Source organism: Streptomyces sp. NPDC020965 (assembly GCF_044333555.1).
Lineage (GTDB): Bacteria > Actinomycetota > Actinomycetes > Streptomycetales > Streptomycetaceae > Streptomyces.
The window spans coordinates 224,040-239,907 of the sequence record NZ_JBIRRE010000005.1 but is presented as its reverse complement, the minus strand read 5'-3'; the positions used below and the strand labels follow the sequence as shown (position 1 = coordinate 239,907).

16 protein-coding genes are annotated in these 15,868 nt (G+C 69.8%); 6 read left to right on the top strand and 10 right to left on the bottom strand.

What is annotated here, in order from left to right; genetic code table 11:
• Window positions 1-14: 14 nt before the first annotated feature.
• Window positions 15-1,439 carry a pyruvate kinase gene (gene pyk / locus ACH4S7_RS17595; protein ID WP_398522091.1) on the top strand — a complete coding sequence of 475 codons (1,425 nt, stop codon included), beginning with the start codon at window positions 15-17 and terminating at the stop codon, window positions 1,437-1,439.
• A 139-nt stretch (window positions 1,440-1,578) separates the two neighbouring features.
• On the opposite strand, the gene ACH4S7_RS17590 is transcribed toward pyk, so the two are convergent.
• From ACH4S7_RS17590 to ACH4S7_RS17555, 8 genes are all read right to left on the bottom strand, one after another.
• Complete coding sequence (locus tag ACH4S7_RS17590) at window positions 1,579-3,153, bottom strand: hypothetical protein (RefSeq protein WP_398522090.1); 1,575 nt, start codon at window positions 3,151-3,153, stop codon at window positions 1,579-1,581.
• Entirely contained in the window at window positions 3,143-3,868 is a 726-nt protein-coding gene (locus ACH4S7_RS17585) for a DUF6114 domain-containing protein (protein WP_398522089.1), read from the bottom strand. Before ACH4S7_RS17585 ends, ACH4S7_RS17590 begins: the two co-directional genes overlap by 11 nt.
• A 96-nt stretch (window positions 3,869-3,964) precedes the next feature.
• Entirely contained in the window at window positions 3,965-4,624 is a 660-nt protein-coding gene (locus tag ACH4S7_RS17580) for a DUF6230 family protein (protein WP_398522088.1), read from the bottom strand.
• Between the two features lie 677 nt (window positions 4,625-5,301).
• Entirely contained in the window at window positions 5,302-6,279 is a 978-nt protein-coding gene (locus ACH4S7_RS17575) for a tetratricopeptide repeat protein (RefSeq protein ID WP_398522087.1), read from the bottom strand.
• 252 nt (window positions 6,280-6,531) lie between these two features.
• A complete protein-coding gene (locus ACH4S7_RS17570; protein ID WP_398522086.1) occupies window positions 6,532-8,232 on the bottom strand; it encodes a methylmalonyl-CoA mutase in 1,701 nt (566 codons plus the stop codon).
• Window positions 8,233-8,321: 89 nt separating this feature from the next.
• Window positions 8,322-8,648 carry a DUF3817 domain-containing protein gene (locus ACH4S7_RS17565; protein WP_398522085.1) on the bottom strand — a complete coding sequence of 109 codons (327 nt, stop codon included), beginning with the start codon at window positions 8,646-8,648 and terminating at the stop codon, window positions 8,322-8,324.
• A gap of 78 nt (window positions 8,649-8,726) precedes the next feature.
• The gene (locus ACH4S7_RS17560; RefSeq protein ID WP_398522084.1) at window positions 8,727-9,236 is read right to left on the bottom strand and encodes a MarR family winged helix-turn-helix transcriptional regulator; all 510 of its coding nucleotides are present in this window, start codon (window positions 9,234-9,236) and stop codon (window positions 8,727-8,729) included.
• 113 nt (window positions 9,237-9,349) lie between these two features.
• A complete protein-coding gene (locus ACH4S7_RS17555) occupies window positions 9,350-9,694 on the bottom strand; it encodes a DUF3817 domain-containing protein (protein WP_398522083.1) in 345 nt (114 codons plus the stop codon).
• A gap of 255 nt (window positions 9,695-9,949) precedes the next feature.
• On the opposite strand from ACH4S7_RS17555, the gene ACH4S7_RS17550 reads away from it, so the two are divergent.
• The 4 genes from ACH4S7_RS17550 to ACH4S7_RS17535 all read left to right on the top strand — a co-directional run bounded on the left by ACH4S7_RS17550 (window position 9,950) and on the right by ACH4S7_RS17535 (window position 12,658).
• The gene (locus ACH4S7_RS17550; protein WP_398522082.1) at window positions 9,950-10,588 is read left to right on the top strand and encodes an AIM24 family protein; all 639 of its coding nucleotides are present in this window, start codon (window positions 9,950-9,952) and stop codon (window positions 10,586-10,588) included.
• Window positions 10,588-11,238: an AIM24 family protein gene (locus tag ACH4S7_RS17545; protein WP_398522081.1), complete on the top strand. Its 651-nt coding sequence runs from the start codon at window positions 10,588-10,590 to the stop codon at window positions 11,236-11,238. Before ACH4S7_RS17550 ends, ACH4S7_RS17545 begins: the two co-directional genes overlap by 1 nt.
• A complete protein-coding gene (locus ACH4S7_RS17540; RefSeq protein ID WP_398522080.1) occupies window positions 11,235-12,026 on the top strand; it encodes an AIM24 family protein in 792 nt (263 codons plus the stop codon). Before ACH4S7_RS17545 ends, ACH4S7_RS17540 begins: the two co-directional genes overlap by 4 nt.
• A gap of 155 nt (window positions 12,027-12,181) precedes the next feature.
• Window positions 12,182-12,658, top strand: a complete 477-nt coding sequence (locus tag ACH4S7_RS17535) for a MarR family winged helix-turn-helix transcriptional regulator (RefSeq protein WP_398522079.1) — start codon at window positions 12,182-12,184, stop codon at window positions 12,656-12,658.
• 119 nt (window positions 12,659-12,777) lie between these two features.
• Here ACH4S7_RS17535 and ACH4S7_RS17530 read toward each other — a convergent pair whose 3' ends face one another.
• Window positions 12,778-14,226 carry a sensor histidine kinase gene (locus ACH4S7_RS17530; protein WP_398522078.1) on the bottom strand — a complete coding sequence of 483 codons (1,449 nt, stop codon included), beginning with the start codon at window positions 14,224-14,226 and terminating at the stop codon, window positions 12,778-12,780.
• Complete coding sequence (locus ACH4S7_RS17525; RefSeq protein WP_398522077.1) at window positions 14,223-14,888, bottom strand: response regulator transcription factor; 666 nt, start codon at window positions 14,886-14,888, stop codon at window positions 14,223-14,225. The genes ACH4S7_RS17530 and ACH4S7_RS17525 overlap by 4 nt, the downstream gene beginning before the upstream one ends.
• Window positions 14,889-15,017: 129 nt before the next feature.
• On the opposite strand from ACH4S7_RS17525, the gene ACH4S7_RS17520 reads away from it, so the two are divergent.
• Window positions 15,018-15,596, top strand: a complete 579-nt coding sequence (locus ACH4S7_RS17520) for a PepSY domain-containing protein (protein ID WP_398522076.1) — start codon at window positions 15,018-15,020, stop codon at window positions 15,594-15,596.
• Window positions 15,597-15,868: the final 272 nt, after the last annotated feature.

Below are 15,868 nucleotides of genomic sequence, written 5' to 3'. Positions count from 1 at the left end.
ATAGGATCCGCCTTATGCGCCGTTCCAAAATCGTCTGCACACTGGGCCCCGCCGTCGACTCGTACGAGCAGCTGAAAGCGCTCATCGAGGCCGGTATGAATGTGGCCCGCTTCAACATGAGTCATGGGAGCCACGCCGAGCACGAGGGCCGTTACCACCGCGTCCGCCAGGCGTCCGAGGACACCGGCCGCGCGGTGGGCGTCCTCGCCGACCTCCAGGGCCCCAAGATCCGCCTGGAGACCTTCGCCGAGGGTCCCGTGGAGCTGGTCCGCGGCGATGAGTTCACCATCACCACGGAGGACGTGGAAGGCGACAAGTCGATCTGCGGCACCACCTACAAGGGGCTGCCGGGCGATGTCTCCAAGGGCGACCAGATCCTGATCAACGACGGCAACGTCGAGCTGCGCGTCGTCGAGATCGACGGCCCCCGGGTCAAGACGATCGTCGTCGAGGGCGGTGTGATCTCCGACCACAAGGGCATCAACCTGCCCGGCGCGGCCGTCAACGTCCCGGCGCTCTCCGAGAAGGACATCGCGGACCTCCGCTTCGCCCTGCGGATGGGCTGCGACCTGGTGGCGCTCTCCTTCGTGCGCGACGCGCACGACGTCAAGGACGTCCACAAGGTGATGGACGAGGTGGGCATCCGGGTCCCCGTCATCGCCAAGGTGGAGAAGCCGCAGGCGGTCGCCAACATGGAGGACGTCGTCATGGCGTTCGACGGTGTGATGGTGGCCCGCGGTGACCTGGCGGTGGAGTATCCGCTGGAGAAGGTCCCGATGGTGCAGAAGCGGCTCATCGAGCTGTGCCGCCGCAACGCCAAGCCGGTGATCGTGGCGACCCAGATGATGGAGTCGATGATCACCAACTCCCGCCCGACGCGCGCCGAGGCGTCGGACGTGGCCAACGCGATCCTCGACGGGGCCGACGCGGTGATGCTCTCCGCCGAGTCCTCGGTGGGCGCGTACCCGATCGAGACGGTCAAGACGATGTCGAAGATCGTGACGGCGGCCGAGAACGAGCTGATGTCCAAGGGCCTCCAGCCGCTGGTCCCGGGCAAGAAGCCGCGCACCCAGGGTGGCTCGGTGGCCCGCGCGGCCTGCGAGATCGCGGACTTCCTGGACGGCGAGGCGCTCGTCGCCTTCACCCAGTCCGGCGACACCGCCCGCCGCCTCTCCCGCTACCGCACCTGTCAGCCGATCCTGGCCTTCACGACGGAGAACGCGACCCGCAACCAGCTCGCGCTGAGCTGGGGCGTGGAGTCGTTCGTGGTCCCGCACGTGGACAACACCGACGCGATGGTGGCCCTGGTCGACGCGGAGCTGCTCAAACTCCAGCGCTACAACGAGGGCGACATCATGATCATCACGGCGGGCTCGCCTCCCGGCGTCCCCGGCACGACGAACATGGTGCGCGTGCACCACCTGGGCCACGAGGCATAGTCCCTCGGCGCTTCCGGACGTGGGCCGCACCCCTGGCATCAGGGGTACGGCCCACTCGCCGTTCCGGGCCCCCCGGCCGGGGGCGGTCACACGCTCCGCGGGGGTCGTCCCCCTGCCCACCGGTCCGCGAAGTGGCTGACTACTCCGTGAAGTAGTTGTGCAGTCCGGGGACCTTCAGCGTGCCGCCGAACTGGCCCGCCTGGGTCACCGTGACGTTCGTGAAGACGGCGAACGGGATGTCCAGCGGCGGCGGCGCCTCCGGGCTGAAGGTGACCGGCACCAGATTGAAGAGCACTCCCTTCAGCTCCTCCGTGTACATCGTCACCGTGCCGTCGTCGATCGTTGAGGTGGAACCGGCCCTGGCCTGGACATGGGCCGTGGTGCCCGCGGGGCCCGCCACCAACTGGTGCAGATCCCGGATGAACACGTTCTCCGCCGTGAACTTCAGCACCTTCTTGATCTTCCCACCGCCCGTCCTGACCTCGACTATGCCGTGGTACTCCAGGCCGGACAGGGTCAGCTTCGAACTCTTCAGCACCCAGGGCTCGTCCGGGAGCATCGGGAGACCCGGCTCAAGCTTCGCCGCGGCGAGGGCGTCGGGGTCCGGGGTGGGACAGGGGAACCGAGGCTTGGCGCCGTCGGGGACGGACTCGTCCCGCACGGGGTCGAGACCCTTGATGTCCTCGTCCAGCTCCTCGACCGCGACCCCGACCCGGTCGGCGGCCTGCCGCACGGCCTTCTCGGTCGGGTCCGCCGCCTGGCCGGGCGCCTGGTCGGAGTCCTCGCCGGTCTCCTTGCCGGTGGGGCCGACCTCGGATGGATCCGACGGTCGGCCGGTGGGCGACCGGTCCGAAGCCGTGCCCGACGGTCCCGGGTTCGGCTCCGGCTTCGCGGACGGTTCGCGGTCGACCGGCCCACGGTCGGACGGAGCGGCGGGTTTACGGTCGGACCGTTCGCGGTCGGACAGCTCGACGGGCTCACGGTCTGCCGGAGCGACCGGCCCACGGTGCGACGGGGCCGCGGGGGACTCGGCCGGGGCCCGGGTCGGAGCTCGGGTCGGCTGCCACGTAAGGCCGCCGATGACGTCCCCGAGCTTCTCCCCGAGACCCAGCGGGTCGAGCGGGTTCCGGCCGGGCGCCTGGCCGGGGGCGAGCCCGGCCACGCCGTCCGCACCCTTGCCAGCACTGCCGACGTCACCGTCACCGTCATCGGCATCGGTCGGGTCGTCGGCCAGGCCCTCGACCGAGTCGTCCGTGGTGGACGGCGTCGCCCCCGGCTCGGGCTCGTCCCCCTCGCTCCCGCTCTCCGCGCCCCCGCCCCCGTCAATGGCGGCCGCGTCTCCGCCGACATCCCCGTCTCCGTCTCCGTCATCCGCCGATGTGGTCGGCGACGGTCCCGGCGGTCCCGATGCCTCCCCGCTCGGCTCCGGCGCATCGGAAGGGTCGGGCGACGCGGACTCGGGCGGCTCGTCCGAGCGGGTCACACAGGGCCCGGGGGCGAAGGGGAACTCCTTGTCCTCCGCGAGGGCCGGCCGGGGGGTGAGGCTCATGCCCACGAGGACGGCGGTCGGCATCGCGGCGAGGGCGATGGCCTTGCCCGCGGGCCCCTGCCACCGGGCCAGCAGCGATTTGCGGGGAGCCGCGTGCCTCGGCCCCTTCTTCGCCCGGGACCCCTCGTCCCCGGGCGATGTCAGCGGTGTGGCATCACCCTGCACTGTTCCTCCCGCCGTTGACTTCGCTGGTGGTGTCGTGCGTACTCCCGCCCAGGGGGCCCGACTGCCCCGGTTCGGCGGGACCGGCGGACCGTGCGCCCGGGGCCTCCGCGAGTTCGGCCTCGGCGCCGGTGGGCTTCAGGAGCGGGGTTTCGCCACCCGCGGGCTCCAGCGCGGTGGGCTCCGGCGCGGTGCGTTCCGTGACCGGAGACTTCGTGAGCGAGAGCAGAGCCTCCGTCGACGCCGGCACCGGCTCCGCCACCGCCGCGCTCCGCACCGTCGACGCCGCCGTCGGCTCGGCCGGCTGGGGCAGCGGCTTGCCCGGCGCCCAGGAGACGGCGAGCGCGCCACCCAGCAGGGCGAAGACGAACCCGATCACGAATCCGCCCAGATTGGCGACCGGGATGGAGATCAGGGCGAGCAGGATCGTGGCGACACCCGCGAACACCCGGACGATGTGGTGGAACCACATCGTCAGCCCCAGCGTCACCAGCAGCACGCCGATGATCAGCGAGCCCGCACCCGCCGTGGTCGCCATGGAGAGCGTCAGATGCCCGAGCTGAAAGCTCGCATAGGGGAAATAGGCGATCGGGAGGCCGCCGAGCAGGGTGAACAACCCCGCCCAGAAAGGTCGTTGCCCCCGCCAGTCACGGAACCGACGCCGGAGGGCGCGGAGATGGTGTTCGTTCTGCCCCGTGGCCATGGACTCGGCGCTCATGGAAAACAGCTCCCTGGAACTGGTGTTGCGCTGTGGAGAGTTGGCGGGCGGGCGAAGCCGCGTCAGCGCCCCCGCCCGCCCGGACGGAGTGAACCGTCAGTAGCACTCGACCTTCGGGCCATCGCCCCGGTGGAGGCTCATCTTCAGGCCACCGAGCTTGAAGGTCCCGGCGGTCGTCGCCCAGGCCCGCTGCTGCACACCGGTGAGAATCGCCCGGTCCGCCTGCTGTGCGAAGCCGTTCGGCTTGATCCGCTCGCCCTCCTTGATCTCTGGCCCCTTGCCGCCCTTCGACTCGGCCGTGTCCTTGGCGGCGACACCGATCTCGATGTCCCGGAACTCGGCGTCCGCCTTCAGATCGGAGATGTCCAGGTAGAGGTTCTCCGCCCGGACCTCCTTGTTCCCCTCGCCGGCCTTCAGTTGCAGGGTGATCTTGCCGAGTATCGGTACGTCGGTGACGACCGACTGACACATGTCCTTGATCAAGGCGGTCTTGAACGACGAGACCGCGACGGGTCGCGCGACCTTCTTGTCACTGTCAGGGCTCTCATAACCCTGATTGACACTGCCGTACTGGGCGAATCCGGTGCCGTCCAGATATCCGGCCCTGACCTTGAACTCCTGGCCGGAAACCGCGAACGAAGCGGCCAGCGCACCCTGTGCCAATCCAATGCCTATCGCGGCCGTCGCGGCCACACTCGGCACCATGACCAGGGCGAACCGCTTCCATCTGGTTCCGCCACGAGCCACAGACTCCATGTTGTTCCTCCTTCTCGGACGTACATCTCCGGTCCGGACCGATACGTCCGTCCTGGGATGGGAGAAGTGCTACGTCCTCGGGAGGGAGAGCGCCCGCGCCCTCCGGCGCTTACCGCGTCCGGAACACCGGCGATCACCCCCGAGCGACAACCACTGGTCGCGCCTGACGCGTCACGCACAACCTGAGTCGGACAGGCCCCGCCAATTGACGGGAACCCCCCTGCCCGCAACCGGTGTTGAGCACCGGCCGGCCCGGTGGGGACCCAAGATCCGCGGGCACGACCGGGGGCCGGGCTGGTGCGTTATTGGACCGAGCGTCGCCGATGCTGGTCCATTCCCGGCCGGGACACAAGGGGGCTCGTTACTGGCTAGTAACGCGGCGATAACCGCGCCGCGGCGGGCAGTTGCCGAGCGGCCACACAGGGTGCCGTCGATCACGCGGCGAAAGAGGGAGAATGCCGCCAATAAGCGGACAGAAGAACGAAGTTGATTTACTGCGAGTAACATCCCTTCGAATTGCCAAGTTTTAGTAAAGGGCTACAACCGTTTATCACTCTGACGCCAAAACGACGGTGGCGCACACGGGGCGCCACCGTCGCACATCCCTCAACGCCGGACGGAAGGGATAATCCGCAGAGCACTTCCTGTACGGCTCAGAACAATCTTCAGAACAAACGTCAGAACAACACCCTCGCGAGAGCGGAACGCGCCGCCGTCACCCGGGGGTCATCGGGGCCGACCACCTCGAAGAGTTCCAGCAGCCGCACCCTGGCGGCGTTCCGGTCCTCCCCCGCCGTGCGGCGGACCGTCTCGACGAGCCGGCCGAAGGCGTCCTCCACATGGCCGCCGACCAGATCGAGATCGGCCGCGGCGATCTGGGCCGTCACGTCGGCCGGGTCCTTGGCGGCCTCCGCGCGCACGGTCGCCGGGTCCATGTCCTGGACCCGACCGAGCAGTTCGGCCTGGGCCAGGCCCAGCTTCGCCTCCGTGTTGGCGGGGTCATCGGCGAGGACGTTCTGGTACGCCCGCGTCGCACCGCCGAAGTCGCCCGCGTCCAGCGCCTGGACGGCGGCCTCCAGCAGGGCGTCGTACGGGCCGGCCGGCACCGGCGCCGGACCCTCGCCGGCCTCCGCGTCCGCCGCCGCCTGGTCGACCAGGACTCCGGTCAGACCGAAACGCTCCTCGGCGACCTGGATGAGCTGGTCCAGCGTCTGGCGGATCTGCGCCTCGGGGGCCGCGCCCTGGAAGAGCGGCAGCGCCTGCCCGGCGACCACGGCGAAGACCGCGGGAATGCCCTGGACGCCGAACTGCTGCATCAGCATCTGGTTGGCGTCGACATCGATCTTGGCCAGCACGATCCGGCCCGCGTATTCCTGTGTGAGCCGCTCCAGCAGGGGGCTGAGCTGCTTGCACGGTTCACACCACTCGGCCCAGAAGTCGATGACGACCGGGACCTCGGCGGAACGCTGGAGGACTTCGAGCTCGAAGCCCGCCTCATCGACATCGATCACCAGGCTGGCGGGGGGTACGGCACCGGCGCCGCCCTGGCGCGCGGACTCGGCACGGGCCTGCTCCGCCTTCACCTTGGCCTCACCGGCCGCCTTCACCGCGGCGAGGTCGACGACGCCGCTCATGGACATGTTCCTAGGCTGCATGAGTACATCCTCCCCTTTCCGCGCGCGCATGTGAAAAATGCGGCCGAGAACGGCGCCGCACACGGCCGGGAAGGGCCGCTGAGGAGCTGATCGGCGCCGAGGGGCACCCCCGCCGCGCCCGTGGTCGTCGCGGAGTCGACCGGAGTGCGCCCCCTCGCGGGAGGGGCGCTCCGGCGTACGGAGACGCCCCCGGAGCGGGGGCACCCCCGTACGCCACGACCGAACGGCCGGCAGCACGTCACGACCGCGGGGTCAGAAGCCGGGCGGCTCGGTGTAGGTGCCCCACTCGTCCCGCAGCGCGTCGCAGATCTCGCCGAGGGTGGCCTCGGCCCGTACCGCGTCGAGCATCGGGCCGATCATGTTGGACCCGTCCCGCGCGGCCGTCAGCATCGCGCCCAGGCTGGCCCGTACGGCGGCGTCGTCCCGGCCCGCCCTGCGCTCCCCCAGGGCCCGTACCTGCTCGCGCTCGACCTCATGGCTGACCCGCAGGATCTCCAGGTCCCCGGTGACCGAGCCGTGGTGGACGTTGACGCCGACGACCCGCTTCTCCCCCTTCTCCAGCGACCGCTGGTAGCGGAAGGCCGACTCGGCGATCTCGCCGGTGAACCAGCCGTCCTCGATCCCGCGCAGGATGCCGGAGGTGATCGGCCCGACCGGGTGCTGTCCGTCGGGGTGGGCCCGCCGGCCGCGCTCCTTGATCTGGTCGAAGATCTTCTCGGCGTCGGCCTCGATCCGGTCGGTGAGCTGTTCCACGTACCAGGAACCACCGAGGGGGTCGGCGACGTTGGCGACCCCGGTCTCCTCCATCAGTACCTGCTGGGTGCGCAGGGCGATCTCGGCCGCCTGCGCGCTGGGGAGTGCGAGGGTCTCGTCCAGGGCGTTGGTGTGGAGCGAATTGGTGCCGCCGAGGACCGCGGAGAGCGCCTCGACCGCTGTCCGTACGACGTTGTTGTAGGGCTGCTGCGCGGTCAGCGAGACGCCCGCGGTCTGGGTGTGGAAGCGGAGCCACTGCGCCTTGTCCGTCGTGGCGCCGTACACATCGCGCATCCAGCGGGCCCAGATCCGGCGGGCGGCGCGGAATTTGGCGATCTCCTCGAAAAAATCGAGGTGCGCGTCGAAGAAGAAGGAGAGTCCGGGCGCGAAGGTGTCCACTTCCAGGCCCCGGCTGAGCCCCAGCTCGACGTAGCCGAAGCCGTCGGCGAGCGTGTACGCCAGCTCCTGCGCGGCCGTCGCCCCGGCCTCGCGGATGTGGTAGCCGGAGACGGAGAGCGGTTTGTAGGCGGGGATGCCCTGGGCGCAGTGCTCCATCAGGTCGCCGATGAGCCGCAGATGCGGCTCGGGCTGGAAGAGCCACTCCTTCTGCGCGATGTACTCCTTGAAGATGTCGGTCTGGAGGGTGCCGTTGAGCACGGCGGGATCGACGCCCTGTCGTTCGGCGGCGACGAGGTACATGCAGAAGACCGGCACGGCGGGCCCGCTGATCGTCATCGATGTGGTGACGTCGCCCAGCGGGATGTCCCGGAAGAGGACCTCCATATCGGCGGCGGAGTCGATGGCGACGCCGCAGTGGCCGACCTCGCCGAGCGAACGGGGGTCGTCGGAGTCGCGGCCCATGAGCGTCGGCATGTCGAAGGCGACGGAGAGGCCGCCGCCACCCGCCGCCAGGATCATCTTGTACCGCTCATTGGTCTGCTCGGCGTTTCCGAAGCCGGCGAACTGGCGGATGGTCCAGGTGCGGCCCCGGTAGCCGGTCGGATACAGGCCCCGGGTGAAGGGGTACTCACCCGGCCAGCCGATCCGCTCGAAGCCTTCGTAGGTGTCACCGGGCCGGGGGCCGTAGACCGGCTCCACCGGATCCCCGGAGAGCGTGGTGAAGTCGGCGTCCCGCGTGCGGGCCGTGTCGTACCGGGCCTGCCAGCGTCGGCGGCCCTCCTCGATGGCGTGAGCGTCCATGCTGCAAATTTACTAGGACGTCCTAGTAAATGTCGATGGGAAACCGCCACGGGCAGAGCTCGTGGCGGTCGAATCACACCTGACCGGAGTTACACCTGGACCGGCTCGGGGTCACTGTCCGTGATCATCGAACGGACCTCACGGGAGATCTTCGGCTCGACGAAGAAGGAGGCCACCGGAATGCAGCCGGCCGCGAGCACCCAGAGCAGCTTGCCGAAGGACCACTTCGCCTTGGAGCCGAGATCGAAGGCGAAGATCACGTAAATGATGAAGAGGACGCCGTGGATCTGGGAGATCACCATGGTGTCGCCCTTGTCGAAGCCGTACTTCACCACGATGGCGACGGTGAACACGAGCAGCCAGACGGCGGTGATGTACGCCATCACCCGGTAGCGGGTCAGGACGGTCTGTTTCATGGCAACGAGCCTAACCGGGCGCGCCTCGCACTCCGTGACCGGGGCGGGGGCCCGACCGTCCGCCGGAGGGAGTCGCGGTCAGCGCTCCTCGAAGTCCTGCGCCGACACCCGCAGCGGGCGCAGGATGGCGAAGATCTCCGCGCATTCCTCGGCGTCGTACGCGCCGAGCCCGAAGTCCATCTCCATCAGATCGCGGGTGGCCGCCTCGACGACCTCCCGCCCCTTGTCGGTGATGGACGCGAGGGTGCCCCGGCCGTCGTTGGGGTTGGGTCGCTTGTCCACCAGGCCGGCCGTGACGAGGCGGTCCACGGTGTTGGTGACCGAGGTCGGATGGACCATCAGCCGCTCACCGATCTTGGACATCGGCAGTTCGCCGGCCTGCGAGAAGGTGAGCAGCACCAGCGCCTCGTACCGCGCGAAGGTCAGTCCGTACGGTTTGACGACGGCGTCGACCCCGGCGAGCAGGATCTGGTGGGCGCGCATGATCGAGGTGATCGCGCCCATCGAGGGGACGGGCCCCCAGCGTTGCCGCCACAGCTCGTCGGCGCGGGCGATGGGGTCGAAGGGCAGGCTGAGCGGCTTGGGCACGCCACCGACCCTATCGAGTGCTCATCTGTCGTTCCGACCCGTCTCGCCCTTCGGTCCACCCGGGGCTCCTCGCCCCGGAGGAGCCCCCCGGCGGGGGGTACACCGGAACAGCGCTACGCGCTGACGGTGCCCTCGCGGCGGGCGCGGGAGGCGATCACCTCGTCGTCGGCGGCGCGCTTCAGCTTGCGCTCGGCGACGAAGCCGCCGAAGGGGAGCACGGAGAGGACGAAGTACAGCGCCGCCGTCTTCACGTCCCACTTGGTGCGGTTCCAGGCGTCCAGCCAGAAGAGCACGTAGATGATGAAGAGGACGCCGTGGATCATCCCCATGACACTGACCGCGTCGAAGTCGGTCGTGCGCTTCAGCACCGAGCAGATCAACAGCAGGATGAAGGAGACGGCCTCCGGAGCTGAGACCAGACGGAGACGGTGGAGGGACGAAGCGGTCTTGATGTCCACGGAGGCACCTTCAGATGAGAGACGATCTTGTGAATGCGCTCACAAGCGCTGCCTCATTGTGTCAGCCGTTCCGGCCGCGACCGCGCCCGGGGTACGGGATCCGCGCCGGGAAACATGGGAAATCGCTCAACAACACGAGAAACGCCGCGCACCAGCGAAAAACACCGAATGACACCGGGAATCCCGCGCGAACGGCCGCGAAACGGACGCACGGGAATCTGTCGCGCCCCGGGCGCGGGCGGTTAACGTCGATTCGTGGCAACGTTCCGGCTCCAGGGGAGCAAGGTGCTCGCGGTCGAGATGACCGGCGACGCCGTCAAAGCGAAGAACGGGTCGATGGTCGCCTACGACGGCCAGATGGCCTTCAAGAAGATGTCCGGCGGCGGTGAGGGCATCCGGGGCATGGTCACCCGCCGCCTCACCGGCGAACAGATGACCATGATGGAGGTGAAGGGTCAGGGTGTCTGCTACTTCGCCGACCGCGCCTCCGAGATCAACCTGGTCAGCCTGCACGGTGACAAGCTCTACGTCGAGTCGAGCAATCTGCTCTGCGCCGATGCCGCCCTGCGCACCGGCACCAGCTTCACCGGACTGCGCGGCGGCGCGACCGGCACCGGACTGTTCACCACCACGGTCGAGGGCAGCGGGCAGGCGGCGATCATGTCGGACGGTCAAGCCGTCGCCCTGCGGGTGACCCCGCAGTACCCACTCGCCGTCGACCCCGGCGCGTACATCGCCCATCAGGGCAACCTCCGGCAGAACTTCCAGTCCGGAGTGACCTTCCGCACCTTCATGGGCGAGGGTGGCGGCGAGGCATTCCAGATCCGCTTCGAGGGCGACGGACTCGTCTATGTCCAGCCCAGTGAGCGCAACACCGTCGGAGGGGAGGCGTGATGCCGTTCCGCGAGATCAACTCCAGGGTGGTGGAGGCGACGGTCCTCCCGGGACAGCGGATGTTCAGCCAGCGCGGCGCGATGCTGGCGTACCGGGGCGATGTCTCCTTCACCCCCAACACCCAGGGCGGCCAGGGCGGCCTCTCCTCGATGATCGGCCGCCGAGTGGCGGGCGAGGCGACCCCCCTGATGACCGTCGAGGGCAACGGCACGGTGATGTTCGGGCACGGCGGCCACCACATCCAGGTCGTCAACCTCTCCGGCGACACCCTCTTCGTCGAGGCGGACCGGCTGCTCGCCTTCGACGGATCGCTGGAGCAGGGAACCATGTTCCTGGGCTCGCAGGGCGGCGTGATGGGCATGGTGCGTGGCCAGGTCACCGGCCAGGGACTCTTCACCACCACGCTCAAGGGCCACGGCGCGGTCGCGATGATGGCGCACGGCGGGGTGATCGAGCTGCCGATCGTGCCGGGCCGACCGGTCCATGTCGATCCACAGGCGTACGTGGCCCACCACGGCGATGTGCGCAACAAGCTCTCCACCGCGCTGGGCTGGCGCGACATGGTGGGGCGCGGCTCGGGCGAGGCGTTCCAGCTAGAGCTGAGCGGCAGTGGCGCGGTGTACGTCCAGGCATCGGAGGAGAAGCTGTGAGCACGCCCGTGGTCTGGGATCCGATGACCCTGCCGAGCGATGACAACGTCAACCCGTACACCTTCTGTGTGGAACTCGCCGGCGGTCAGTGGTTCCTACAGAAGGGGAAGATGATCGCCTACTACGGGCGGATCGACTTCAACGGCATCGGCCACGGCCGGTTCGACCAACTGCTGCGGACGTCGTTCCACTCGCCGCTGCACGCCGGTGACTGGGTGGTGGCGGAGGGCAGCGGCAAGATGCTGCTCGCGGACCGGGCGTTCGATGTGAACTCGTACGACCTGGAGGACGGGAACCTGACCATCCGGGGCGGCAATCTGCTGGCCTACCAGCCGTCGCTGGCACTGAAGCAGTCGATCGTGCCGGGCTTCCTGACGCTGATCGGCACCGGGAAGTTCGTCGCCGCTTCGAACGGCCCGGTGGTCTTTATGGAGCCCCCGCTCCGGGTGGATCCGCAGGCGCTGGTGGGCTGGGCGGACTGCCCGTCCCCGTGCCACCACTACGACCACGGATACATGTCCGGGGTGCTGGGCGGGGTGCGGGCGATGACGGGGATCGGCGGGGCCTCGGGCGAGGAGCACCAGTTCGAGTTCGTCGGCGCCGGGACCGTGCTGCTCCAGTCGACCGAGGCGCTGCTGCCCGAGACGGCGACGGGCGCGCCCCCGGATCAGGCGGGGGTGCCCGGTGGTCACGGCGGCGCCGGGAGCGCACCGCCGTCGGGCGGGCCCGGCACTCCGCAGCGACTGCCGGGGCAGCTCGGCGACCTCCAACGCCGCTTCGGCCTGTGAGCGGTAATCTGCGGAGTGTGACGTCGAACGTCTGCGCCCCAGTACGCTGCGTGCACCGCACTGACCCCCGTGCCGGGCGCCGACTCCTGTGTCGGGTGCCGGGCGTCACATCCCAGATTTCGTCCGTCTTTCAACTTCTTAGGTAGAATCCATATATGGAGACCGAGACGGCCACTCGCTGGCTGACCGATGACGAGCAGTGCACCTGGCGCGCCCACCTGGACGTCAGCCGATTGCTGATGCACCAGCTCGAAAAGGACCTCCAGCCGTTCGGCCTGACCAACAACGACTACGAGATCCTGGTCAATCTCTCGGAGTCGCCCGAGCAGCGGATGCGGATGAGTGACCTGGCCGCGGCCACGCTCCAGTCCAAGAGCCGCCTCTCCCACCAGATCACCCGCATGGAGACCGGCGGGCTGGTACGCCGGGAGAACTGCGAGTCCGACCGGCGCGGGCTGTACGCGGTCCTGACCGACCACGGCCAGGCCACCATGCGGAAGGTCGCGCCGCACCATGTCGCGTCCGTACGGAAGCACTTCATCGACCTGATGACACCGGAGGCGCTGGCGGACCTGCGGGCCTCGCTGGCACCGGTCGCCGACCATCTGCGCGGGCGGCGCGGCAAGGGCTGACCACCGAGGAAACCCGGACACCGGGCCCGCGCTCCCGGGTGGGGAGCGCGGGCCCGCTCGTCTTGACCGGGGCGCCCCCGGCCCGTACCCGACCGGACCCTTCACCCTTCCGGCGGGGATCAGCTCTCCGGCGCCGCGACCGGCAGCCGCAGCTCGAAGAGCGCGCCACCCGCCGTGGGGCGGCCCACCGTGAGGCTCCCGCCGTGCCGTTCGGCGACATCGCGGGCGATGGCCAGACCGAGCCCCGCACCACCGTCGTCCCGGCTACGGGCGTCGTCGAGCCGGACGAACCGCTCGAAGATCCGCTCGCGCTCGTCCTCCGGCACCCCGTCGCCGTCGTCCGCGACCGCGAGCACGATCTGACTCCCCTCCCGCCGCACGGACGCGGTCACCGCCGTCCGGCCGTGTCGCTGCGCGTTGTCCAGCAGATTGCCCAGCACCCGCGCCAACTGCGAGCGCGAACCGGTCACTTCCAACCCGTCGGCGGCGTCGACGGTCACGGCGATCGCATCGCCCAACCGCTGCGACGCCTCCTCCCGCACCAGCGCGCCGAGGTCGATCCGGGCCTGCCCCGGCTTCTCCCCCGCGTCCAGCCGGGCCAGCAGCAACAGGTCGGCGGCGAGCTGCTGGAGCCGTACGGTGTCGGCCACCGCGCCCGCCACATCCAGCAACTCCGGGTGGGCCTGGCCCACTTCGAGCTGGGTGCGCAGGGAGGCGATGGGGCTGCGCAGCTCGTGCGAGGCGTCGGCGACGAAGCGCCGCTGCCGCTCCACGGCCCCCTCCAGCGCCGCGAGGGTCTCATTGGTCGTCCGGGCGAGACGGGCGATCTCATCCCGGGTATCGGGCTCCGGGACGCGCCGGGAGAGGTCCTCGGAAGCCGTGATCGCCGCCATCTCGCCCCGGATGCCCTCCACCGGCCGGAGCGCACGGCGGGTGGTCAGCCAGGTCACTCCGCCGACGACGGCGAGCAGCAGCGGCAGCCCGATGAGCATGGCGTCCCGGACGGTCTCCACGGCGTCCTGCTCGGTGGCGAGGGGGGCGCCGACGTAGACGGTCAGGGTGGGACCTTCACCGGGTGTCACCTCGACGGCCGCGAAACGGTACGCGGCGGTGTCGCCGTCGAAGGTGGCGGTGCCGTTGCTGCCCTTCGGCCGCTCGGTCGACACCTGTCCGGGGTCGGGCTCGTCGTCGTCCCCCTCGCCGTCCTGCTCGGGGTCGCGCTCACCGTCGTCACCGTCCTGGTCATCGCCCCCGGTGGAGGGCGCGGGCCGGGGCGTGACATCCGTACTCCTGGTGCCGGAGATGGCCTCCAGGCCCGTACTCACCGCGAGCACGTTCCCGTCCTCGTCCACGACCTGGAGGGGCCGCTCCTCACCGTCGGACAGATCAAGCTGCCGGCCCACCGCCAGCCGGGACGCGGCCTCACGGGCGGAGACCTCGGCCTGGAGTTCGGCCTGGTCGGTCAGGTTGGTGCGCAGGACGAGCAGGACGGCGAGCCCGGCGGCGATCAGCGCGACCGCCACGACGACGGTGGCCCCGATGGCGGCCTTGGCCCGTACGGATCTCATCGTCCGGCCACCAGCCGGTAACCCGCGCCGCGCACGGTCTGGATGCGGAAGGCGCCGAGCTTACGGCGCAGGGCGCTGATGTAGACCTCGATGATGTTGGGATCACCGTCGTAGGCGAAGTCCCAGACGTGTTCCAGGATCCGCGCCTTGCTGACGACCTCCCCCGCGCGGACGGCGAGCTGCTCCAGCACGGCGAACTCCTTGGCCGTGAGGGTGACCTCGACCTCCCCCAGGAAGACCCGGCGCGCGGCGGTCTCCACCCGCAGATCCCCAACCGTGAGCGCCGGCGAACCCCCGGAGCGGCCACGGCGGCGCAGCAGCGCCTTGATCCTGGCGACGAGGACGACGTACGAGAACGGCTTGGTCAGATAGTCGTCGGCGCCGGTGTCGAGGCCCTCGGCCTCGTCGTACTCACCGTCCTTGGCCGTGAGCATCAGGATCGGGACGTCGTCGCCGGCGGCGCGCAGGGCGGCGCAGACGCGGTAGCCGTTCATGCCGGGCAGCATGATGTCCAGCACCAGCAGGTCGTAGTCGCCCTCGGAGGCCATGTGCAGCCCTTCGAGCCCGTCGTGGACCACGTCCACGGCGTAGCCCTCGGCCGTCAGTCCCCTGGCGAGGGAAACCGCGAGCCGCTTCTCGTCCTCCACGATCAACAAGCGCATGGGCTCAGGGTCGCAAATCGAAGCTGAAGATCCCTTCAGGTGGCTTCAGGCTGCGTTCAGCATCACCCGGCCAGATTGGTTCCTGTCGAAGCCGAGCACTCGGCAGGCACTCGGTTCGGGAGGACCCTCATGAAGCGCAAGATCATCGTCGCGGTCACCGTGGCAGCCCTCGTCGGCGGCGGCGCGTTCACCGCCGTGGCCGCGTCCGGGGACGACAATCCCCCGGCGTCGAGGATATCGGCGGCCCAGGCCGCCGAGTCCGCCCTGAAGAAGGCGCCCGGGACGGTGGAGTCGGTGGACCGCGACGACGACGGCGCGGGCGCCTGGGAGGTCGAGGTCCGGACGAAGGACGGCGGCTACCAGGAGGTCGAGGTCGACGCGGAGACGGGCAAGGTCACGGGGTCCTGGAAGGACACCGACGACACCGATGACCGCGACGACCGGGACGATTCCGATGACCGGGATGACCGGGATGACCGGGACGCCGCCGCCAAGGCCACGGTGAACGCGGAGAAGGCGACCGCGTCGGCGCTGTCCTTCCGGCCGGGCACGGTGACCGAGACCGAGTTCGACGACGGCCGCTGGGAGATCGAGGTCCGCGCGAAGGACGGCCGTGAGCACGATGTGCGGGTGGACGCGAAGACGGGGAAGGCGTCGGTGTCGCCCGACGACGACGGTGACCGCGACGACGACGGCGCGGACGACTGATCCCCTCCCCCACCACACCCCACGGCCCCCGGCGCCCCCGCCCGGGGCCGTCCGGCTGCCCGGGTCCCCGTCGGGCGCCATCGGCTGTCGCGCACCCCTGCGGGGTGTCCTCAATTGCCGGACGGGCTGGTTTCGCCTCCCCAGATCTCCACTCGAACGAGTGAACCAGGCCCCACACCCGCCCCGGCGCGCACCACCTCGCCCGGTGCGCACCCGTCCAGCCCGGGGAGCGCCAATCCAGCCCGACCGGAAATCCAGCCCGTCTGGGGGTC